18 protein-coding genes are annotated in these 20,496 nt (G+C 69.6%); 11 read left to right on the top strand and 7 right to left on the bottom strand.

The features are described 5' to 3' along the window. Positions 1-58: 58 nt before the first annotated feature. Positions 59-775 (bottom strand): hypothetical protein, encoded by a 717-nt coding sequence (locus tag ACFXJ8_RS00890; RefSeq protein WP_379641718.1) that lies wholly within the window; start codon positions 773-775, stop codon positions 59-61. Between the two features lie 4 nt (positions 776-779). Then, positions 780-1,868, bottom strand: coding sequence for a hypothetical protein (locus ACFXJ8_RS00885; protein WP_379641717.1), 1,089 nt, complete (start codon positions 1,866-1,868; stop codon positions 780-782). 624 nt (positions 1,869-2,492) lie between these two features. On the opposite strand from ACFXJ8_RS00885, the gene ACFXJ8_RS00880 reads away from it, so the two are divergent. The 6 genes from ACFXJ8_RS00880 to ACFXJ8_RS00855 all read left to right on the top strand — a co-directional run bounded on the left by ACFXJ8_RS00880 (position 2,493) and on the right by ACFXJ8_RS00855 (position 7,110). Continuing rightward, entirely contained in the window at positions 2,493-2,807 is a 315-nt protein-coding gene (locus ACFXJ8_RS00880) for a WXG100 family type VII secretion target (protein ID WP_379641716.1), read from the top strand. A gap of 11 nt (positions 2,808-2,818) precedes the next feature. After that, positions 2,819-3,169 carry a WXG100 family type VII secretion target gene (locus tag ACFXJ8_RS00875; protein ID WP_379641715.1) on the top strand — a complete coding sequence of 117 codons (351 nt, stop codon included), beginning with the start codon at positions 2,819-2,821 and terminating at the stop codon, positions 3,167-3,169. A gap of 74 nt (positions 3,170-3,243) precedes the next feature. Then, positions 3,244-3,666: a hypothetical protein gene (locus tag ACFXJ8_RS00870; protein WP_379641714.1), complete on the top strand. Its 423-nt coding sequence runs from the start codon at positions 3,244-3,246 to the stop codon at positions 3,664-3,666. Positions 3,667-3,692: 26 nt separating this feature from the next. Then, positions 3,693-5,132, top strand: coding sequence for a WXG100 family type VII secretion target (locus tag ACFXJ8_RS00865; RefSeq protein ID WP_379641713.1), 1,440 nt, complete (start codon positions 3,693-3,695; stop codon positions 5,130-5,132). A gap of 50 nt (positions 5,133-5,182) precedes the next feature. Beyond that, positions 5,183-6,346, top strand: coding sequence for a hypothetical protein (locus tag ACFXJ8_RS00860; RefSeq protein ID WP_379641712.1), 1,164 nt, complete (start codon positions 5,183-5,185; stop codon positions 6,344-6,346). 2 nt (positions 6,347-6,348) lie between these two features. After that, complete coding sequence (locus tag ACFXJ8_RS00855; RefSeq protein WP_379641711.1) at positions 6,349-7,110, top strand: hypothetical protein; 762 nt, start codon at positions 6,349-6,351, stop codon at positions 7,108-7,110. On the opposite strand, the gene ACFXJ8_RS00850 is transcribed toward ACFXJ8_RS00855, so the two are convergent. Both ACFXJ8_RS00850 and ACFXJ8_RS00845 read right to left on the bottom strand, forming a co-directional pair. Further along, positions 7,107-8,426 carry a LysM peptidoglycan-binding domain-containing protein gene (locus ACFXJ8_RS00850; protein WP_379641710.1) on the bottom strand — a complete coding sequence of 440 codons (1,320 nt, stop codon included), beginning with the start codon at positions 8,424-8,426 and terminating at the stop codon, positions 7,107-7,109. The genes ACFXJ8_RS00855 and ACFXJ8_RS00850 overlap by 4 nt on opposite strands. Then, positions 8,423-8,728, bottom strand: a complete 306-nt coding sequence (locus ACFXJ8_RS00845) for a hypothetical protein (RefSeq protein WP_379641709.1) — start codon at positions 8,726-8,728, stop codon at positions 8,423-8,425. Before ACFXJ8_RS00845 ends, ACFXJ8_RS00850 begins: the two co-directional genes overlap by 4 nt. Positions 8,729-8,815: 87 nt before the next feature. Here ACFXJ8_RS00845 and ACFXJ8_RS00840 point away from each other — a divergent pair, with 87 nt between their 5' ends. Both ACFXJ8_RS00840 and ACFXJ8_RS00835 read left to right on the top strand, forming a co-directional pair. Continuing rightward, positions 8,816-9,487 (top strand): response regulator transcription factor, encoded by a 672-nt coding sequence (locus ACFXJ8_RS00840; protein WP_379641708.1) that lies wholly within the window; start codon positions 8,816-8,818, stop codon positions 9,485-9,487. 1 nt (position 9,488) lies between these two features. Then, positions 9,489-10,883, top strand: coding sequence for a sensor histidine kinase (locus ACFXJ8_RS00835; RefSeq protein ID WP_379641707.1), 1,395 nt, complete (start codon positions 9,489-9,491; stop codon positions 10,881-10,883). Here the strand turns inward: ACFXJ8_RS00835 and ACFXJ8_RS00830 are convergent. Both ACFXJ8_RS00830 and eccB read right to left on the bottom strand, forming a co-directional pair. After that, positions 10,807-11,742, bottom strand: coding sequence for a TAXI family TRAP transporter solute-binding subunit (locus ACFXJ8_RS00830; RefSeq protein ID WP_379641706.1), 936 nt, complete (start codon positions 11,740-11,742; stop codon positions 10,807-10,809). The genes ACFXJ8_RS00835 and ACFXJ8_RS00830 overlap by 77 nt on opposite strands. Next, on the bottom strand, positions 11,726-13,147 hold the full coding sequence (eccB, locus tag ACFXJ8_RS00825; RefSeq protein WP_379641705.1) for a type VII secretion protein EccB: 1,422 nt from the start codon (positions 13,145-13,147) through the stop codon (positions 11,726-11,728). Before eccB ends, ACFXJ8_RS00830 begins: the two co-directional genes overlap by 17 nt. 109 nt (positions 13,148-13,256) lie before the next feature. On the opposite strand from eccB, the gene ACFXJ8_RS00820 reads away from it, so the two are divergent. Next, the gene (locus ACFXJ8_RS00820) at positions 13,257-13,619 is read left to right on the top strand and encodes a hypothetical protein (protein WP_379641704.1); all 363 of its coding nucleotides are present in this window, start codon (positions 13,257-13,259) and stop codon (positions 13,617-13,619) included. Further along, positions 13,619-14,956, top strand: a complete 1,338-nt coding sequence (locus ACFXJ8_RS00815) for a hypothetical protein (protein ID WP_379641703.1) — start codon at positions 13,619-13,621, stop codon at positions 14,954-14,956. The genes ACFXJ8_RS00820 and ACFXJ8_RS00815 overlap by 1 nt, the downstream gene beginning before the upstream one ends. A gap of 24 nt (positions 14,957-14,980) precedes the next feature. Here the strand turns inward: ACFXJ8_RS00815 and ACFXJ8_RS00810 are convergent, their stop codons facing one another. Beyond that, a complete protein-coding gene (locus ACFXJ8_RS00810) occupies positions 14,981-19,465 on the bottom strand; it encodes an FtsK/SpoIIIE domain-containing protein (protein WP_379641702.1) in 4,485 nt (1,494 codons plus the stop codon). A gap of 352 nt (positions 19,466-19,817) precedes the next feature. Here ACFXJ8_RS00810 and ACFXJ8_RS00805 point away from each other — a divergent pair, with 352 nt between their 5' ends. Continuing rightward, the gene (locus ACFXJ8_RS00805) at positions 19,818-20,495 is read left to right on the top strand and encodes a hypothetical protein (RefSeq protein ID WP_379641701.1); all 678 of its coding nucleotides are present in this window, start codon (positions 19,818-19,820) and stop codon (positions 20,493-20,495) included. The last annotated feature ends 1 nt before the right edge of the window (position 20,496 follow it).

The raw sequence follows: 20,496 nt of genomic DNA, 5'->3' as shown, positions 1-20,496 counted from the left end.
AGCTCGCGAAGGCGGATCTCAACACCCTTCTCGCTGCGTCTCGGGGGCTGGCGGGGTGTTACGCCTGCGCCTGCGCCTGCGTCGTCGCCTTCTCGTTCAGCTTCTTCTCCCAGTTCGTCTCAGGCTGCTTGAACGTGGCCGTGCCGCCGCCGTGGGGATCGCTGACCTTGGTGTCGAGCAGTAGGGCATTGATGTCATGCCAACCCTGACCGACGACGAAGATCGCCAGGGCTGCGGTTATAAGAATCGCCCTTCTTTCGAGCATCGTCTTGGACGTTTGGGCGAGGGTCATTGTGGCGAGGAAGTTACTGAGCCTGCCCGCCGCCGCGCCTCCGGGCAACATGGTGAAGACCAGCATAGCCACGGCGATGGCAAGGCTGGCGGTCGCGATGGCAAGTGATAAACCGGCCACGACATTGCCCTCGATCTTGCACTGATCGACAGTTTTAGACCTGCTGTCGACGATCTCGCAATCCTTATCGATATCCTTGATAAACGTCGCGACGTTCTTTTTGAATTCTTCCTTGTCCTCGTTGCTCCAGTCTGTCGGCAGTGTTTTGTCCGCGGCATTCGTCAATGCCTCCCTGACCTGCTTTAGCTCGTCCCGGGCCTTTTCCCATTTCTTGACCAGTGCATCCTGGTCGTCGGTGTCGCAAGTCACTGCCATGATGCTGGCCGGAATGATGTACGCGAGCTTTCCGCCCCCCAATTTCGTGCTGATGGCGGCGGCAGCAACTGCCATGGTGCCTGCCGTGAGATACACGTTGAGACTCATCCGCTCAGCCCTTCTTGTACTTGCTGGCGTCGTCGGCGTTCTCCCAGACCAGGCCCGACTTCTTCAATACGCTGTTCCAGCGGCCGAGGAGCTCGACGCCCGAATTCGTGTAGCGAGCCGCCGCGTCGCGCGAGCGGTCGTGCTCCCACCGCATGGGTGCGCCCGCGGGCCCGAACGTCCAGAAGCCGACATCATTGCCGGTGAGCGTTTCATGGACCTTCTTCATCTTGGGAGTGATGTCGTTGATCACGAAGTTGGCCACATTGTTGTAGGCCTCCTTGGAAGCGACTTTGGTCTTGCCGTCCGAGCTCCCGTTGTTCTTGCCGTCGTCCTTGTTCTGCTTGCCGTTCTTCTGGTTGTCGTTCTTTCCGTCGGGATTTCCCGTCCCTGAGGGGATGCCGCTGGGCCCTCCGCCACCGCTGGGCCCGCCACCTCCACTCGGGCTGCCGCCGCCACCGGTGGGGATGGTGGGCGAATCCGGCGTCGGGATGTCACCGGCCCCGTCGCCCTCGCCGGGCTTCTCTTCGCCAGGCTTTTCGTCACCGGGCTTTTCCTCGCCGGGTTTCTCTTCACCGGGCTTCTCTTCGCCTGGCTTTTCCTCGCCCGGTTTCTCTTCACCCGGTTTCTCTTCACCCGGTTTCTCTTCACCCGGTTTCTCTTCACCCGGCTTCTCTTCGCCTGGCTTTTCCTCGCCCGGCTTTTCGCCGCCGTCGCCCTGGTCGCCGCCCGGCGGCGTCGGGTTCCCGCTGCCGTCCTGGCCGGGCACCTCGCCCGGATCCTGGTTCGAGCCGTCGCCACCTGAGCCGCCCGGGTCCGACCCGTTCTGGCCGTTGTCGCCCGAGTCGTTGCCGTTCTGGTTGCCCTGGCCGTCGCCGTCGTTCTGGTTGCCGTCGCTGCCGGTGTTGGGGTCGTCGATGTCGTTCAGGCCGCCCTCGAGGTCGGCCATGTCGGCGTCGCCGCTGCCCTCGACCTGCTCGGCGACCAGCCCCTCCTCGGCCTCCGCGTCCGCCGCCTCGTCGGCGGAGGGATCGGCGCCGACGTCGCTGCCGGACGGGTCCCAGTCGGGGTCGCCCTCGGCGGCCTCGGGCTCCACGAGCCCGGGCTCGGTGTCGACGGGCTCATCGGACTCGCCGGGATCGACGGTGACCAGCTCCGTGTCGGCGGCATCCGACGCCTGCGGGTCGCTCCCCTCGGGGGGCCCCGTGACGGGCGTGTCAACGGGTTGGTCGCGCATATCACCGATCGGCGCGACCGAGGAGTCGCCGGAGGTGGTGAACGGCACGACACCGTCACCTCCGCCTCGCGGCGCGTCGTCGATGTCGCGTAAGCGATCGGACTCGGCGGTCAGCCCCCAGTTGAGAAGGCTGTCCATGCTGCTCTGCTCGCTCACCAGGCCTCCGTCCCCCGGCACATAGTGATCCGCAACAGTAGCCCAACTCAGGGCACTCCGGGCAGACGCTGACGGCGCTCCTGGTTGTCGTTGACTCCGAATCGACAGCCGGGGTCAACGGTGCTCAATTCAACTACCTGCGAGTTTGCCTTCCGGCCACGCTGATGTTATTGATCTGTGATCTACATGCTTGTTAGTTATGTTGCGGCAAGGGACCTATGTGCCCTTTGATGTTGGATGCGGTGATCGCTCCCCGTCTTCTGACGGCTGAGGCCGTACGGGGGAGGCGCTGCGCTTCGACAGGGCCACACGGCACAGGAGGTACTGGTGGCGGAGTTCTACAACGCGAGCAAATCCCAGCTGGACCGGGCCGCGCTGAAGGTGGTGGAAGCGCATGAGGAGATCGAAGGCATGCGCCAGGCCGTCATCATGACGGGTGAGACGCTCGCCAGGACCTGGAGAGGTGGGGCGGCGGCCTCCTTCGGCCAGGCCATGATCGGCTGGGACGACAACATGAAGATCGTCCTCAACGACCTCTTCAGGGTCTCCGAGACGCTCGGCGCGAACGCTCAGGTCTACCAGCGGGTCGACGACGAGCAAAAGGGCGCGAACTTCATCCAGTCCCAGATCAACGACCACTAGGAGAGATCAGCATGGCTGTTGCTCCGCAGCACTACAGCGACCGTGTATCGGTCAACTTCCAGCAGATGGACCTCACGGTCGGCGACCTGGACGCGATCGTCAGGAGGTTCGAGACCAGAATCGGCGACCTCCTGAAGGACCTCCAGCTGATCCTGGGGACCGGGGACGGCCAGGACCAGGCCGGCGACGAGGACGCCTGGGGCGGTGGCGCGAAGACCTTCTTCGAGGAGAAGAAGGTCAAGTGGATGGGCCAGGCCGCGCAGATGAGGGCGGAGCTGGAGGCTGCCAAGCAGCATGTCCGCGTCGCCAACGAGAACTACCAGATCGCCGAGCGGGCCAACGTGAACGCGTGGCAGTCCTGAGGGTAGGTCGGCTTACCGGTCACCGCTTCGCGTGGTGGCCGGATTTGTCGTCGTCATGAGGACGGAAGGGCATCATGGCAGGACCTGACGGTGGGTGGCCGGGGCTCCACGGTGACGAGAACACCGTGGACTTCAGCGTCAGCAAGATGCGCGCGGTCGCCAAGGAGATGCGCGGCGTTCTCACCGCCATGAACGGCGGGGGCACGACCGGCCCGGCGTACCCCGGTGAAAGGGTCACGACCGGTGCGCTCTCGAGCGTCAACCAGCACACCAGGATCAGCCACAACGAGATCGGCAGCTGGCCCGCGGCGGCCACGTTCGCCCACGCGGCCGGCTCGACCGACCCCGACCCCGGTGGCGTGATCAGCCTCGAAGGCAATTCCCGTGGCTTCGAGATCGTCTACGCGAAGTTCGTCTCGACGTTCGAGAAGGTCGTGCAGGCTCTCGAGGATCACGCGACAGAGTACGAGAAGACCAACATCTTCAACGGCGGCTGACGCCCGCGCGCATTTGGAAGGTCAGTGTGGCCAGCGAGTCGAACACCTATCAGATCAAATCAGCCGACAAGTGCGAAACTCTCGCCATCAGCGCGGGGGGCGCGTCCGCCGAGCAGATCAAGAGGTGGCTGAACGACACCGACGCCGCCGCCGTCGTGAACGCCGCCGCCTCCTACGCCAACGCGGCCTCGTTGGTCGGCCAGGCAAGGGATTCGCTGCTCTCGGCGGCCAAGGCGCTGAGCGAGTTCTGGGGCGGTCCCACCGCCGCGCTCTTCCAGGCGGGGTTGCAGAAGCTCGACAGCACGGGCGACGAGCTGGCCACCAAGATGAAGCAGGTGTCGACCCAGCTGAACGCCTACGGCGCGACGCACCTTCCTGACGCCGTCAAGAAGGCGGAGGCCATCAACACGGGCTCCTTGCTCTCGCCGTACCAGATCCCTACGACCGACACCACGCCGACGACCTCGTCCAGCACCACGCCCGCCCGGCCACCCCTCACCCTCGGCGAGGACTCCAACACGGCAGTCTTCAAGGAACTGCAGAACCAGCGAGCGCGGAAGGTCCTCGAGGATCTCAACCTGCAGATCGCCGGTCTCTACAGCCTGCTGCCGACCGACGTCTCCTACGATCTGGAAATCCCGTCCCCGCCCAGTGACGGCGACTACCAGCAGACCAGCCACTCAGCCTCGGCGCGTCGCCAGTCCTCCTTCAGGGGCGGTTCGCCCGGCATGCCCACCTTCTACACCGGCGACGACGCGCCTGGCGGGGGTGCCGGTGGGCCGGGCGGCGGCGGGGCGGGACAGAGCCCGGGGTCGGACCCCGGCTCGCGACCCGGCTCGGGCGGTACGGACCCGACGCGCCCCGGCGGCGACGGGCCCTCTCCTTCTCCTCAGCCTCCGGGGACGAATCCGGGTACGGACACCCCACCAGGAACCGACCCGAACCCGCCGGGCGGCAACGGGAGCGGGACCGGGAGCCCTGGCGCGAGTCCCGGCAACGGCACGGGCGACGGCAGAGGTGACGGCACCGCGCCACCGGTGATCGGACAGGACGGTTCCCGTCAGACTGAGACGGCGTCGTACCAGCCGACCCAGACCACCACCACGCCCACCACGATGCCGACGACCTCGACGCCGTCATGGCAGATCCCGACGACCACGACGCCGACGATCACCACGCCGGGGCTGCCCAACACGTTCGTCGGGCCGTCGAACGGTTCGCCGGGCGTTCCCTCGGTGATCGGCGGCGGCACCCTCGGCGGCCCCGGCGGGCTGACCTCGGCGGCCGCCCGTGGCGGGTTCGGCGCGGGCGCGCCGTACCTGCCGATGGGCACCCTCGGCGGCCCCATCGGCGGCGCTGAGAACGAGGAGAACACGTGCTCGACGAACCTGCGAGAGGACCGCGGCCCGTGGAGTTCGGTGCACGAGGTGACCACGGATTGCATCGGCAGGAGGGCTGAGGAGTGACAGATCCCTCCAACACGGGTCCCTCCAACACGGGGGCCCAGACCGACGGAGTGACCACCCCCCAGTCCGGGGCGCAGACGCAGACCGACGGGACGACCAACGCCCTTTACGGGGGTTCGACCAATCCCTTGGCCGGCATTCCGAACATGTCGACCGCGAACCTCCCGCCCTCCTCAGGCTTCCGATTCGTCAATGACCAGCTCAATCCGACGACGAGCAGCCTTGAGACCGACGCGGAGACCACGGAAAAGCTCGCCAGTCGGACGGGCGGCATCAGCGTCTACTACCCCCTGGCCATCAGGGACGTGGGCAAGGCCCACGACCAGACCCGCGACCAGGACGTCGAGACCGGCAAGGTGGCCGGAGAGGTGCTCAAGTCATTCCGGTCCGCGGCGATCGCGGCACATGACAACTATCGCAAGGCAGAGGAAGGCAGCGAGTACAAGCCGCCCGGTGGGATCGTTCCCACGGGGCTCAGCAACCTGGGCGGTCTGGGCGGCCTGGGCAATCTGGGCGGTCTGGGCGGCGGCCCGTCCTTGCCCAACACCGATCTGACCGGCTCCGGCCTCAACACGTCTGGGCTCGATCGGCAGGATCTCCAGGGGCCGAAGATGCCGGAATTCGACGATTCGCACCTCAAGAATCCCAATCGGCCCAACCCTGATCTCAAGTACCCCGATCTCAAGTACCCGGATCCGAACAACCCCGACTACCGGCCTCCTGACTTCAAGAATCCAAACCTCAACAGCCCGAGCCTCGACAATCCCAGCCTGAGGACCCCCAACCTCAACACCGCGGATCTCAAGACTCCCGAGCTGAACACCCCCGACCCCGGATCGACGGGCCTGGCGAACTACGACCCCTCGAACCTGCAGACACCGAACCTGCAGACGCCGAACGTGCGCACCCCGGAGATACCAACCACCTACACGGGCGACCCCAGCACGTACGGCAGGGCGGGCACCGGCACGGGTACCGGCACCGGCATGGGAACAGGGCCGGGGCTCGGTGGCGCGACAGCCGCGGGTCTGAGCGCGCGCGGCGTCAACGGCGCGAACGGCATGCCGATGATGCCGATGATGCCGCCGATGGGCGGCGGCGGTCAGACGGAGGACAAGGAGCGGGACAAGGACACCTACGAGCTGCGCGAGGACGAGAGCGTCTGGATGGATCCTGACGGCATCGCTCCGCCGACACTGACCCACGAGGCGTGACCATGGGACCTACGCTGGAGCGGTACGTCGGAGCGATCATTGTCCAGACCCTCTGCGCCATCTGGATCAGGCGCTTGTGGGCAGGTGCGGTCCCGCTGGCATTCGCGGCATGCGCCGGCGACACGGAGGACATGGACGCGTGCAAGCAGTCCTGGCAGACGGACGACAAGGGCGGTCTGACAACGGAGATCGCCGCCCTGCGCGAGTCGCTGACCGAGCTCAAGCGAAACCTGAACGAACGTGTTGAGTACGAGGGGGAGAACAAGGACCTCTTCGAGGAGCATCTCAACAAGTTCGTCGCGGAGTGCGAGAAGATGGGCGAGCACCGCAACGCCATGGGCGATGCGGCCGGCGCACCCAAGGGGTTGGTCGAAGCCGGGTCCTACCTGGCCGTGGCCGTCAGTCAGGCGATGCTCGCTCTCGCCATTCTCATGAAGAGCGCGTGGTTGGCCGGACCGGCGGGCGGGGCGACCGGAGAAATCGCCGCGAGCACCGTCGGCCCGCAGATCGGCCGAGCCTCCACCATGTCGCTCAAGAAGCTGATGATCGCCGGCTTCGCGATCAGCGGCATCTACATGGGCGTCACGATGCTCAGCCAGCAGCAGGCGGCCAAGTTCCAGGACATGAAGGCGATGCCGGCCTTCGACGGCCTCGGCCTCCAGTACGACAAGAACTCGGGCCGCTTCACGCCGAAGATGCCGGACACCAAGGGCATGCCCGGTGGGATGGATCTTCCCGATTCCTTCCCCGGTGTGGCGACCTAGCCGGGGATGGTGAGGACCTGGCCGACCCTGAGGACCTTGGGGTCGGGGCCGATCAGGTCGCGGTTGGCGTCGTAGATCTCCCGCCACCTCGACCCGTCGCCCCACACCTTGTCGGCGACCTCCCACAGCGAGCCCTCGTTCACCGACCACTGCTCCACGGCCGGACGGTCCCACGCCGGCAGCTGCTCGGGCACCTCGGACGTCTGCAGCGGGCGCCACACCCTGAACGCGGCCGTCGGCGCGAAGCCGAGCGCCTGCTTCTGCGCGTCAGGCCCGAGCTTGGCCAGCCACGGCAGCTTCGAGGTGACGAAGTTGCGGGCCGCGACGAAGCCGCCGAAGGCCATGCCCGACTCGGCGACCGCCGTACCGCTCTTGGTGAGGGTGGCCGCCCACGAGGCGGCGGAGCCGCCCTGGAGCAGGCCCTTGCTGAACGGCCCCGCGAGGGGCAGGAAGACGCCCGCCAGCGTGGCGGCGGTGGTGATCCGGCCCGCCTGCGCGAACGTCATGGGGTTGAGGTTGAAGATGCTCTCGCCCTTCATCCCCTGCGCGGCCATCTGGGTGCCGATGACGCCTCCGTAGACCCAGGCGGAGGTCTTGGCATAGGACTTGAAGCTCGCCGAGGCCAGCTTGGTCATGGTCGTGATGTCGAAGGGCCGCAGGGCGGCCGTCTTGAGCACGTTGCCGATCTTCGGCACGACCGTGAGGCGGCCGGCGAGCGGCAGCCTCGCCAGGAGCGTCCCTGCCGTCCTGAACAGGGCCGCGAGCCGCTGGAGCAACGCCAGCGCGGCCATGACGAGCCTGGTGGTCTTGAGGTAGGCGAGATAGGCGGCCCAGATGGAGGCGGCGAACCGTAACGCGAAGAACAGCGCGGCCCACAGCACGGCCGTCCTGACCAGTTCGATGATGGCCTGCTTGGTCATGTTCGTGGCGTTGAGGACGGCCTCGAGGACCTCGGCGACACCGACGCAGCTCTGCCGGAGGGCGGCGCGGGCCTTCGGGTCGACCACCTTGCCCCACGCGATTCTGAACTGTTCGGCGGCCCCGCCCTGCCACCCCTCGACGATCTTGAGCACGGCCGGGTCGATCGCCTGGTGCAGCTTGTCCAGGTCGCTGTCGAGCTTGCGGTGCGCGGCGGCGGCGCCCATGAGACGGAGTTCGATGCTGTCGCTGAACATCAGCGGCAGCGCGTGCCACATGGAGGAGAGCGTGCTGAACAGCGGGCCGGGGTTGAGCACCGTGCCGGGGTCGAAGTCCCAGCCCCACGAGGCGGGATTCCAGTTCCACGTCGCCGGGTTGATGCTGGCTTCTCTCGTCACCTGGGCTCCGCCTTCGCGTAGACGGTCTCGGACGTGTCGAGCGCGACGGCGATGTAGTTCAGCGCCTGCTGGAGGTCGTTGAGGTAGGTGACGACGCTCTCGTAGCGTCCGGGGTCGCCGCAGTAGGCGTTCGCCACCTCCTCGGCGCCCGGGGCGAGCCCGAAGTCGCGGCGGGTCAGCGCCGCGGGGGCGAAGGCGTGCCGCATGGTGGCCACGTCGTCCACCTGGTCGGCGCAGGCCCGCATGGCCTTGCGGAGCGAGTCCGGGACGTAGCCGAACCCTTGCGAATCCTGCCCCACCATCACTCCTTATCCGCTTTAGGGGGGAGGATAGGAACTCGGGTTAACAGTGGTGAAATATTTGCTGTCAAATTTGAGGAGTTGTTGAGCATGCGGATCCTGCTCGTCGAGGACGACGACAGGTTCGCCGACGCCTTGGCGACCGCGTTACGGCGGCACGGACACCACGTCGAGCGCGCCAGGTCGGCGGCCGAGGCGCAGGCCGTACCCGACTGCGCGGCGCGGGCCGAGCTCGTCCTGCTCGACCTCGGCCTGCCCGACCTGGACGGCGTCGACCTCCTGCGCCGCCTGCGCGCCGACTCCCAGATCGGGATCATCGTGGTGACCGCGAGAGGCGAGGAGGCGCAGCGGGTACGCGGCCTGCGCGCGGGAGCCGACGACTACCTCGTCAAGCCGTTCGGCGTCGCCGAACTGGAGGCGCGCATGGAGGCCGTCATGCGCAGGGTGCGCAGCCACCGCCACTCCGCGCGAGGCACCCGCTCGTACGGCCCGCTCGACGTGGACGAGGTCGGCCGCTCGGTCAGGCTGGACGGCGCCGAGGTCCGTCTCACGCGCAAGGAGTTCGACCTGCTGAACGCCCTGGTCAGGGCCGAGGGAGCGGTGATCGGCCGAGACGGCCTGCTGGCCGAGGTCTGGCAGACCACCTGGCAGGGCGGGGCGCGCACGCTGGAGGTGCACGTCGCCAGCCTGCGCGCCAAGCTCGGCGACCCCGGCCTGATCGAGACCGTCCGCGGCATGGGCTACCGCATGCGAACGCCCTGACATGCGCCGCCGCCTGCTGATCAGCTACATGTCGCTGCTCGCGCTGTCTTTACTCACGCTCATGGTGCCGCTGTCGGTCAACCTCGCCGTGCGCGAGACGCACGAGTCGTTCATCGCGCAGCAGGGCGACACCCAGCGCTTCGCCTCGCAGGCGGACCCGGCGCTCGGCCCGGCCAAGAACCTGCGGTTGCGCGCCGAACTGGTCCGCTACCACGAGCTGTTCGGCATCGGCGCCGCCGTAATCGACGGAGAGGGGAAGATCGTCGCGGTCGCCCCGCCCACGCTGTCGCTGCGCGCCGCGAGCCGGCCGATCGAGCGGGCGCTGTCGGCCGACCAGTCGCAGCCCGAGACGATCTGGCCGTGGCAGTCCGCCGACCTGATCGTCGCGGTGCCGGTGATCCAGGAGGGCGAGGTAGTGGGCGCCGCCCTGACGATCGCGCCGACGGGCCCGCTGCGCATGAGGATCGCGCGCAACTGGGCGGTGCTGTTCGCCGGCTATCTGCTCGCCATGGTGCTGACCTGGCTGGCGGCCAGATGGCTGGCCCGGTGGACGCTCCGCCCGGTGCTCGAACTCGACGCCGTCACCCACGACATCACCAGCGGCAGGCTCGACGCCAGGGCCGCGACGAGGGAGGGTCCGCCCGAGCTCAGACGGCTGGCCCGCTCGTTCAACCACATGGCCGACACCGTCACCGACCTGCTCGAACGCCAGCGGGCCTTCGTCTCCGACGCCAGCCACCAGCTGCGCACCCCGCTGGGCGTGCTGCGGCTGCGGGTGGAGAACCTGGCCGACCACCTGGACGAGAGCGGGCGGCGCGAGCACGCGCTCACCGTGGAGGAGACCGACAGACTCGCCCGCATCCTGGAGGGCCTGCTGGCGCTGGCCACGGCCGAGCGGCACGACGACCCCGGACGCGTCGAGGTCGACGCCGAGGACGTCGTGGACGGGCGGGTGGCGGCCTGGCAGGGGCAGGGCGCGGCGCTGCGCCGTACGGGCGGGCTGGACGCGCCGGTGCTGGCGCTGCCCGATGCGATGGACCAGATCCTCGACGCGCTGATCGACAACGCGCTGAAGTTCGGCGCCGGTACGGTCACCGTCCACCTGGAGCAGGTCGAGGAGCTGGGCGTGATCCACGTGATGGACGACGGGCCGGGCCTGCCGGAGGAGGAGCTCGCGCGGGCCACGGAACGCTTCTGGCGCTCGCCCAGGCACCAGAACGTCGACGGCACCGGCCTCGGCCTGTCGATCGTGGCCGTGCTGGTGGCCGCCTCGGGCGGCACCATCGACCTGCTGGGCCGCGAGCCCACGGGCCTCGACGTCAGGATCGGCTTTCCCTGTAGTACCGGATCGCCCCCTGGTGCAGCGGCACGGGATGGGTGGCGAAGGCGGACCTGACGTTGAGCCTGCGCGCCTCGGGGTGCGCGCGCTCCAGCGCGTCCCTGTCGCTGAACAGCAGGCCGGTCAGCTCGTAGGCGAGGTCCTCGGCCATGTCCTGCCGTACGACGAGGTAGTCGGGCACGCCGATCGAACCGCACGCGGGCAGGCCGTACGCGGAGGCGGGGATGGTGCGCGGGCTGTAGAACTCGCCGTGCCTGCGCCGCATCGGCTCGGCGTGGTCGCGTAGGTCGACCAGGCGGATCAGGCGTCGCGCGGCCAGCTCGCTGATCGTCTGCGTGGGCAGCCCGCCGGAGAAGAAGAAGGCGTCGATCGACCCCGCCGACAGCGCCGCCGCCGACCCGGCCAGGTCGAGCCGTTCGACGGCGGCGGGTCCGCGCCTGGCCAAGGCCAGCAACCGCCTGGCGATGATCTCGGTGCCCGACCCCGCGGCCCCGCAGGAGACCCGCTTGCCCCGCAGGTCGTCGAGCATGACGATGCCGGAGCCGGCGCGTACGACCAGGTGGACGTAGTTGTCGTAGAGCCTGGCCAGCGCCCGCACCGGTTGCGGTTCGAGGAAGGGCGCCTGACCCGCGACGGCCAGGGCGGCCGAGTCGGCCAGCGTGAACGCCACATCGGCCCCGCCGTCCGCGACGAGCCTGAGGTTGTCCAGCGACGCGCCCGTGGCGATCACCCTCGGGCGCAGGCCGGGATCCTCCGCGGAGACCGCCGCGGCCAGGCCCTCGCCGTAATCGAAGTAGACGCCGCCGCGCTGGCCCGTGGCGATCACCAGCGGAGCCGTCCTGCGCGCCCGTCCGCAGCCGGTCGCGGCCATGAGCAGGGCGGCCAGCACCGCCCTGCGGCTACTGGCCGACGGCAAGAGGGTTCCGCGCCTTGACCGGATCGAGCGTGGGCCCCGGCTGGATGGCGTGGAGCAGATGGGTGGGCACCGGCGTCACGTCGGCGGCGTCGAAGCCCAGCTTGCCGATCTGCTCGCCCGACTGCAGCGGGAACCTGCGGCCCTGGTCGGTGATGAGCTCGTAGGTGTTGATGGACTTCAGCTGGCCCTCGCCCGGCAGCAGGCCCGCCAGCGCGGCCCCGCCCGCCGGCAGGATCACCTGGTCGAAGTACTGGTCGCTGCCCGTCGCCGAAGGCGGCTGGATGGTGATCGTGCTGCCGACCGTCAGCGTCGCCTTGGCCGACCCCTTGGCGGTGTCCGAGTAGACCGCGCACAGCGGCGTCGATCCCGGCACCGTGATGACCTTGGGCAGCGTGTTGGGCAGGCCGCCGCCGTACGGCCTGGGCTGCATGTCCGACTGGTTGGCGGCGGCCGTGGCGGCGTCGATCGTGAGCGGCTTGGACGTGCCGTTGCCATAGGCCGTTTTGATCCGCGGGTCGCCGAGCGACAGGATCGCCTGGGTCGGGGTGATGGGCGCCAGGCCGTCGGGGTACAGGACGTACCAGCTGTCAGGGGTGCCGGCGATGCCAGGGGTGGTGAAGATCTGGCCCACCCGCGCTTTCCTGCCGTCCGGCCCCTTCACCCGCTTGCCCAGGTCGGGGACGTCCCGCATGCGGAAGTCGGGGCCGTCGGGGATGGCGTTCAGCCACGAGGCCGGCACCTTCCTGGGCCTGCCCGCCCGCAGCGCCTGGACGCCCTCGCGGTACACCCGCATCTTCGTGTTGTTCATGATCACATAGGCGCTGTTCGGGTCGCTCATGACTACCATCGCGTCCCCGCCGACCGGCCTGCCCCCGACGTCGATGCCGCCCAGCAGCGACACGAACTGCTTGCGCTCGCTCGACAGGCTCGGGTTGTCCATGACGCAGGCCGACCACGGCCCCTTGACCAGCTTCTCCTTGGGCGGCAGGGAGGAGGGCAGGCCGGGGATCCCGACCATCGCGCCGCGGTCGTAGCGCGCCAGCGAGGCGGCGGTCACGTTGCGGACCTTGACGTCGGTGCTGTCGAGCAGCAGCCGCGCCGACACGTAGTTGGCGACGGGCAGCAGCTTGCTCTGCTCCTGGCTGTAGACGAAGACGGCGCCGGTGTCCTCCTCGACCAGCAGCTGTCCCGCGTCGGTGAGGTTGGTGGCGTTGCCCGGCTTGATCAGACCCCAGATCCCGAACCCCGCGACGACCAGCACCGCGATGAGCAGCCCGCAGAACATCGCGACGTTCTGCCGGCGCATCGGCGACTCGGGAACGTCCGGCTCTGCCTGGAGCAGGGCCATGCTCATGCGCTGCATCATCAGCCGGTGAGCCTGGTAGAGATCCTTCCGGGTCTGCATGGAGGCCAGCATAGGAGGCTTATGTCCAACTTCCACACGGCTTGGTCACGTTCGACTAAGGTCGAGATCACGATACGGAGGTGGGCATATGCCAGAGCCAAGAGAACCGGTGGCCGTTGAGGACAAGTGGCCTGGTCTCGACCCGAAGCCCGGTGAGATCGATCTGAAGTCCAAGGACCAGCTCGTTGGCATCCTGAAGGATCTGGCCTACGGGCTGGAGCGCCTGGAAGGCATGGAGATCGGCTCGCAACCCGACCTGTACCGGCGTGCCAAGCTCATGAAGCCGGTCATCATGGGGGACTGGCCGGCGGGTGACGACTTCTTCGAGGCGACCGACCAGGCCCATCTCTACGTCAACGGCATATACGAGAGGATCAACTACAAGTATCGCGCGGCACTTGAGAAGATCATTAATGGGGAGGGCCTCCTCATGAGCATCGACGATGCGAACAAGGGGGGGACGGCGATCTGATGGTGGAAATCAGGTCGAAGGAATACCCCGTCAGGGTGCCGGGCGCCGACTTCGACGTTCACGGCGACCAGCCGGTGGAGAAGGTCAAGAACATCATCGAGGGGCTCGACGCGCGGGGCATCGAGAAGGCGGGGGCGGCCTACCTCAACGCCGGTTCCATGCTGGTTCAGGTCATGAAGACGATCGAGGACGCCGCCTTCGCGATGGCCAAGATCTGGGGGGACAAGTCGTCCGCCGAGGCCCAGCAGTCCCTGCGCGCGATCTACATCACGATGAAGAACCTCGCGGGCTCCTGCAACCAGATAGGACGCCAGCTCGAATCGCTCGGCAAGACCGTGATTCCTGCGTTTCGTGACTACGGCGGGGACTACTCCTGGTCCGAGGGTCCTTCGTGGACGCATGGCATCCCGGACCTCTGGGTCAACACCAAGGGTGACGGGGGGATGTGGTTCGCCTCCGACAACACCGCGGCCAAGGAGCACCTCAAGAACTTCCAGAAAGAGCTCAAGATCATTCACGATCTGCTGCCGGCGACGGTGCGGGAAGACCTGCCCGACATCACGCAGCAGCACGTGCCGCCTCCCGAGATCAAGATCCCCACCGGCGGGCCCAAGACCCCGCCCTTCAACCCCCCTACCTACGACCCGTACACCGGCAACGCCGGGCCAGGGAACGGCGGACCCTCTGGAGGGGGGAACTGGCCGGATGGCAAGTACCCGGACGGCAAATACCCAGACGACAAGTACCCGGAAGACAAGTACCCGGACGGCAAGTACCCGGACGGCAAATACCCGGACGGCAAATACCCGGACGGGACCTTCCCCGATGGCACCCGCCCGAAGTTCCCCGACTTCCCCGGCTCGGGCGACGGCTCCCAGAATCCGAACGTTCCGCCGGGTGGGGCGGGCGTCAACGGCCCGAGGGTCACGACCGCCGGTCTGGACACCCCCGAAAAGCCCCAGACGGACCTGGCCAGCTTCCAGAACCCGAACTACGACAACCTGCCGAACAACCAGTCCATCGACCCCAGGACCGGGCTGCCGACCACCACCGGCCCGAACTCCGGCACGAGCACGAGCCCAAGCACGAGCCCAAGCACGGGCACAAGCACGGGCACGAGCGCGGGCGGGGCCGGCGGCTACGGGTCGGTCACCCAGGCCAGTGCGAAGGGCCTGAACGGCTCCGGCATGGGCATGCCGATGATGCCGATGGGCGCGAGCCCCGCCGCCGGTCAGGAAGAGCAGAAGAAGGAGGGCTCCACCTGGCTGCTCGAGGAGGACAGCGTGTGGGGCGGCGCCGACGACAACGCCATCAACCCCACGCTCGGCCAGGCCTAGTCGGGCAGGCCTAGTCGGGCAGGTCTAGTCAGGCAGAGCGGCCTGGACGGGGGTCACGGTGCCGAGCGTCACCAGCAACCCCCGCCCGGGCGGCCCGCCGACCGCGCCACGCGGCAGCCGTACGGTGAACAGGTCGCCGTCGGCGGGGCTCTGCACCGACAGCAGCAGCCCCGTGCGTGACTTGCGGGTCTCGGCGACGAAGCCGCGGTAGGCGGTCGCCAGGTCGCCGGTCGCGCCCGCGATGATCAGCCCGCGTTCGCCGTCCCTGCCGGTTCGGAGCGTCTCCTCCAAGAGCCGGCCGAGCGGCGAGTCGGGGTCGATCAGCTCGGCGTCGTCGACGACCAGGACGTAGCGTTCGCGGCCGTCGAGCAGTTCGCGCAGGTCCGTGGCGGTGCCGTCGACGACCGCCAGCGCGCCCTCCAGGTCGCGCAGCGGGCTGCGGCGGGGGACGACGGCGACCACCGGCGTGCCGTACGCGATCAGAGATCTGGCGGCGGTCAGCAACGCCGAGGAGCGGCCGGAGCGGGGCGGCCCTGCCACGACGGCGCCGGGTCCGTGGGCCAGCAGGTCGACGCCGACGGGGGCCAGCGCGTCGCCGCCCACCCCGAGCAGCGCCCACAGCGGCCCCTTCGGCACGGGAGCGAGCTCGACGGCCTGGCTGGCGGTGACGCGCATCGGGAGCGCGTCCACGCGCAGCGGCGGCTCCCCTTCGGGCTCGCGGGTGCGGGCCAGCGCCTGGAGCGCGGCCACCTGGGCGGGACCCGAGGGGTCCGGGTCGAGCAGCGCGATCTGGCTCTCCACGACGCCCTGCTCCTTCATCGCGAGCGTACGGCCAGGCGGCATCGAGGCGGGCAGGTCCTTCACCGGCAGCCCCGCTAGGCCGTAGTCGGCGGGATCGGCCAGACGCAGGATCAGCCGCTCGTCGAACACCGTCGACACCTGGCCGAGCAGCGCCGAACGGTCGCCGGTCACCACCGCGCGCAGCCCCACTGCGGGGCCCTCCCTCAGCAGTTGGAGCAGCGCCTCGGTGAGCCTGCCGTAGTCGTAGCCCTCGAACGCGGCGACGTAGCCCTCCCACCTGTCGAGCATCAGCACCAGCCACGGCAGCCGGTGGCCCGCCGCGCGGTACTCCGCCAGTGAGGCGTGCCCCGCCTCGGCCAGCAGCTGCTGCCTGCGGCCGACCTCCTCCCGCAGCCTGGTGAGCAGTCGTTCGACCCGGTCGAGCTGGTCGCGCGTGACGACCGCGCCGCAGTGCGGCATCGCCACCAGCGGCAGCAGCGCGCCCGAACCGCAGTCGATGGCGTGCAGGTGCACGTCGGCGGGAGAGCACGCGGCGGCGATGGCGCCGGCGATCGTGCGCAGCGCCGTGGACCTGCCGCTGCGCGCCGCGCCCGCGATCAGCAGGTGACCGCCCCGCTCGAGGTCGAGCGTCAGCGGCCGCCGCGCCTGCGCCCACGGCAGGTCGCTCACCCCGAACGCCAGGTCTTCGGGCGGGTCGAGCACCACCTGCGCAGGCAGTGGCGGCAGCCACGGGCTCGGCTGCTCGGGCACCTCGGCCCTCAACGCCGCCACCGCGATCGTGTCGGCCAGGATCGCCAGATCGGTGACCGCCTGCCCGTCGAGGGACTCGGGCGGCGACGGCAGCGGCCTGGCCAGCGCGGACCAGCCCACCTCCACCGCCCGCAGCCGCGCCCGCGTGTCACCGGGGGCCCGCCCGCCCACCCTCGCCGTCTGTACGGCGACCGCCGCCCCCGCCCCCGATCTGACGTAGCACCGGCCAGGAGTCGCCTTGGACAGGTGCGCGGCGTCGGGAACGCCGATCACGTCGGCCGACTCGGCCGCCTCGGTCACCCTGAGCGCGATCCGCAGCGAGGTGTTCGCCTGGATGTCGGCCGTCACCACACCCGCCGGGCGCTGCGTTGCCAGGACCAGGTGGATGCCGAGCGAGCGCCCCCTGCGGGCGATGTCGACGAGCCCCGCCACGAAGTCGGGCAGCTCGGCGACCAGCGCGGCGAACTCGTCGATGATCAGCACCAGCCGGGGGAGCGTGCCCTCGTACTCGTCGATGTCCTTGGCCCCCGCCTCCAGCAGCAGCCGTTCCCTGCGCCTGATCTCGGCGGCCAGCGAGGTGAGCGCGCGCTGGGTGAGATGGCCGTCGAGGTCGCTGACCATGCCGACCGTGTGCGGGAGCGTGGCGCAGTCCTTGAACGCCGCCCCGCCCTTGTAGTCGATCAGCACGAACGTCAGCTGGTCCGGCCGGTTGCGCGCGGCCAGCGCGCAGATGAGGGTCTGGAGCAGCTCCGACTTGCCCGCTCCCGTGGTGCCGGCGATCAGCGTGTGGGGGCCGTCCTCGGCCAGGTCGACGGTGAACGGTCCTTCGGGGCCGACGCCGAGCAGCGCCCGCGTGCTCGGACCGTTCCACTGGACGGGCGGGTGCAGCAGGTCGAGCAGGCGCGCGGACTCCGGCAGGCTGCCCGAGGGATCGTCGCGGGAGACGTCGAGGAGCGGCGCCAGCGCCCTGGCCAGGCGCTCGCACCACGATGGCGGCACCCGGTCGGCCAGGGCGGCGCCGAGCGCGTCGAGGCCGCCGCCGCGCAGCCGTACCAGACCGTCGAGGCCGCAGGCGGCCACGGTCTCGCACTCCTCGGGCAGCAGCCGCTGCTCCTCGTCGACGGCCAGCGTGTAGACGCCCGCGCGCGGGCCCTGCCGCAGCACCTGCGGCATGCCGGGCAGCCCGCGCAGCGCCTGCGCGCCGTCGAGCAGCACCAGTACGTCGTAGGGGCGCTCGTCGTAGGAGGGAGGCCCGTCGGCCGCCTGCGGGCCGCCCAGGTCGTCCCAGCCGGTCGGCACCTTCCCGAACTCGGGGATCGAGGTGCTCAGCCGTTCGTCGATCAGCGCGGTCAGCTCCGCCACCCGCCTGGCCGCCGACTCGGGGTCGGCGCCGACCAGTGCCACGCAGTCCTCGCCGCGGCGCGGCGCGCAGTGCGGCAGCCAGCGCACCCAGCCCCACCGCTCCCGCGCGTCGCCGCTCGCCGAGAGCACCACGATCGCCAGGTCGCGCGGGCTGTGGAGGGTGGCCGCCTGGGCCAGCAGCCACGCCACCAGGCCCGCGGCGTCCTCGCGCGGGCCCGTCACGCCCGCGACGCCGAGCCTGCGCATCGGCAGCGCCACCGGCACCCGCTCGCAGACCGGAGCTTCGTAGGGGCCGTCGAACTCCAGCTCGGCCGGCAGGTCGGCGAGCCCGACGCGGAGCCTGAGCGCGTCGGCGTCGTGGATCCTGCGCTCCCACAGCCGCCTGCGCGGGCCCGTCGCGGTCAGCAGCACCTCGGCCGGGTCGGGGGCCGCGGCCCTCCTGGCCAGCTGGTCGTTCCTGCGCGCCCGCTCGACCTCCTCGTGGAACAGCGCGAGGTCCTCCCTGTACTGCCTGGTCGAGCGCTTGTGCTGCTTGCGGCCGTGGCGGCGGTCGCTCCACCACTGGCCGACCATGATGAGCGGGGTCATGAGCGCGATGAGCAGGTAGTACCACTGGCCGGTGACCAGCATCATCGTCACGCCGAGCACAGCGGGCAGGAACGCGGCCAGCAGGTGCAGCCGCATGGCCTCCGCGCGCTTGGGCTCCTGCGGCACCTCGAACCTGCGCGCCGTGCCTGGACGCTTCAGCCGCGGCGGACGGTTGTAGGCCAGTCCGCCGCCTGGTTGCGGCGCCAGGTGCGCGTCGGCGGGCTCGATCGCGGTCAGCGTGAAGATCGAGCAGCCCGCGGTGAGGAAGGCGTGCTCGGGCCAGTCGGCGGGAGCGGTGACGGGCTCGCCGTCCATGAGGATCTCGGACGGCTCGCCCATCGGGGGCGTGTCCCGCAGCGCCAGCTCGTCGAGCTCCTCGGCGTACCTGCCCTTCGCCTTCCTCCTCGGCGGCTCCTTGTGCCTGGCGGGCGGGGGTTCGACGGTGATCGCCCCGGGCGTGACCCTGACGATCGCGGCCTCCGGCGCCAGAGCGGGATCCCGTACGGCTATCGCGCACGTCAGGTCGCCGCCGATCACGTGGACGCCCAGGCCCAGGCGGTGGACGGAGCCCGCGTCGGGGCCGCCCACGACCCTGACCTCGGCCACCCCGCCAGGCTCCTCGACCACGGTGAGGCCGGCCAGCCGGGGGTGCAGGGTGATCGTGTCGCCGTCACGCAGGACGGCTCGCGCGGGCGCCCGCGGGTCGACGGGCCTGCCGTCCCGCCACACCGTCGGCCCCTCGAACCCCAGCCCCGACCCCGCCGCCCAGCCGTTCTCGCTCATCGGGGGCGTCGGCGGGCGGGGCTCGGCGCGCTGCAGGGGGGCGCGGGGCGGGCCGCCGAGGCCGTACGGCGCGCGGCTCCTGGGCAGACGGACCACCGTGGCCAGCGGCTCCTCGGACGGCTCGGCGAGGAGCACGGCCACCTGGGCGACCGTGGTGGCATCGTCGCCCTCGATCACGACGTCACGGTCGCCGCGCTCGTCGAGCACGGTGAGCATGATCCGCATGTGCCGTCTCCTCGGGGTCGGACCGGCCGCCACGCTAACGCCTGCCTCCCGTCCCCGCCGCCCAGATGACCACACCGGCATCGATCACACACGAAACCCGCACCCCCTCTGCAGAGCCCGCCCGAGACAACGGGGGGCGTGAAAGGGGGGTTGTTGCGTGTGAATTCTGAGACGAATGTGGTCGCTATCACCGAATAAGCAGATATTTCAAGCGGCTTTAATCAACAGGTCTGGTTGACAGCCTCCTACCTGCGAAACGAGCATTAGTCCTCGCATTCGGGCCCCGCGCCAGGCCAGCAGATGCACATAATGGCCTGAATTCCCGCAAATTCATCATGGGAGCCCCCCACCTATGAGGACCAGCGAAAAGCCTGCCGTCAACGCGGCGGGGCCCGCAGGCGTGCTCTCCAGCAGCGCATCCCGCAAGCTCCCCGTGCCGCCCCGCGAGCGGAAACCCGCGCTCGCCGCGCTCGCCGTCCTCCTCATTCTCGGTGGCGCGCTGGCCACCACCCTGCTCGTCATGCGCAGCGGCGACCGCATTTCCGCGATCAGAGTCGTCGAACAGATCGGGGCGGGGCAGAAGATCTCCCCGAATGCATTGGAAGAAGTGCAGATAGCCGATACCGGCATCGGATATGTGGCATGGTCGCGCCGGTTGGCGGTGGTCGAGACGTACGCGAGCGTGACCCTCCTGCCCGGCACCCTCCTCACCGAGGAGATGACCGTCACCGCCAGCCAGGAGCTCGGCCCCGGCAAGGCCAAGGTCGGGCTCGCGCTCAAGCCGGGCCAGGCGCCCGCGGGCCTGAGGGAGGGCGACCGCGTGCAGGTCATCCACGTGCCAGGACGGTCGGCGACCGCGCAGAGCAGGGTGCTGGCGCCCAACGCCCTCGTCCATATCGTCGGCGAGCCCACCAGGTCGGGATCGGCCGGCCTGATCACGGTGATCGTCGACGCGACCGTGTCGCCGCAGATCGCCGCCTACGCCTCCAGCGGCGAGATCGCCGTCGCCGAGCTACCGGGAGCGCGCTGAC

It is taken from the genome of Nonomuraea sp. NPDC059194, from assembly GCF_042754765.1.
Lineage (GTDB): Bacteria > Actinomycetota > Actinomycetes > Streptosporangiales > Streptosporangiaceae > Nonomuraea.
The sequence above is the reverse complement of the archived record's forward strand: the minus strand, read 5'-3'. Positions and strand labels throughout refer to the sequence as shown.